Raw genomic sequence first — 928 nt, 5'->3', positions numbered from 1 at the left:
ATGCAGATTTGACCGTGCTTGATCGCGCGTCTTTCACCGCGCGCTTTGGCCTGCCGGCTGGCGCGCCGACGGACCTTCGCTTCGCCGCTGTGGTCTTTTCGGTCCGGCGCGCCGATGTCACATCGAGGCTGCTTGCAGCCAATTCCATCCAACACGATATAGCGGGCAATGATATTGTCGTGCAGCCTGCGCCTGGACAGGGCGCGGCTTTCATTTTCCGGGAGATCCCATGAGCAAGCCGCAAGCGCCCAATTCGATGGCGCCCAATTCGTCGGTAACCGTCGGCAATGTCGTCTTCGACAACAATGCGGCGCTGTCGCTGATCGCCGGCCCTTGCCAGTTTGAATCGCGCCAGCATGCCTTCGACATGGCCGGCGCGCTGAAGGAACTGACCGGCAAGCTCGGCATAGGCCTCGTCTACAAGACCAGCTACGACAAGGCCAACCGCACCTCACTGTCCGCGACCCGGGGTGCCGGCATGGACGCAGCCCTTCCCGTCTTCGACGAACTGCGCAAGGAATTTTCACTCCCCGTGCTGACCGATGTCCACACCGAGGAGCAGTGCGCCATCGTCGCGCCGCATGTGGACGTCCTGCAGATTCCGGCTTTCCTGTCGCGCCAGACCGACATGCTGGTCGCCGCCGCCAAAACCGGCAAGGTGATCAACGTGAAGAAGGGACAATTCCTCGCCCCTTGGGACATGAAGAACGTCGTCGCCAAGATTACCGGCTCCGGCAACGCCAATGTGCTGACCACCGAGCGCGGCGCGTCCTTTGGCTACAACACACTGGTGTCCGACATGCGTGCTCTGCCCATCATGGCCGAGATCGGCGCGCCGGTGATCTTCGACGCCACGCACTCGGTGCAGCAGCCGGGCGGGCAGGGCGGATCCTCGGGTGGTGAACGCCGCTTTGTCGAGACGCTGGCC

Annotated in this window: 1 protein-coding gene and 1 pseudogene; both read left to right on the top strand. The window is 63.0% G+C overall.

Annotated elements, in window-relative coordinates; translation table 11 throughout:
• A pseudogene (locus EN935_RS41655) lies at nucleotides 1-233 on the top strand (VOC family protein); the annotation flags it as partial.
• A partial coding sequence (gene kdsA / locus EN935_RS37975) for a 3-deoxy-8-phosphooctulonate synthase (RefSeq protein ID WP_127374338.1) occupies nucleotides 230-928 on the top strand: 699 nt, incomplete at its 3' end. The pseudogene EN935_RS41655 and the gene kdsA, both read left to right, overlap by 4 nt.

The sequence above is a fragment of the Mesorhizobium sp. M7D.F.Ca.US.004.03.1.1 genome, assembly GCF_003998635.1.
GTDB classification, from domain to species: Bacteria; Pseudomonadota; Alphaproteobacteria; order Rhizobiales; family Rhizobiaceae; genus Mesorhizobium; species Mesorhizobium loti.
This window is presented reverse-complemented; position numbering and strand designations above follow the sequence as displayed.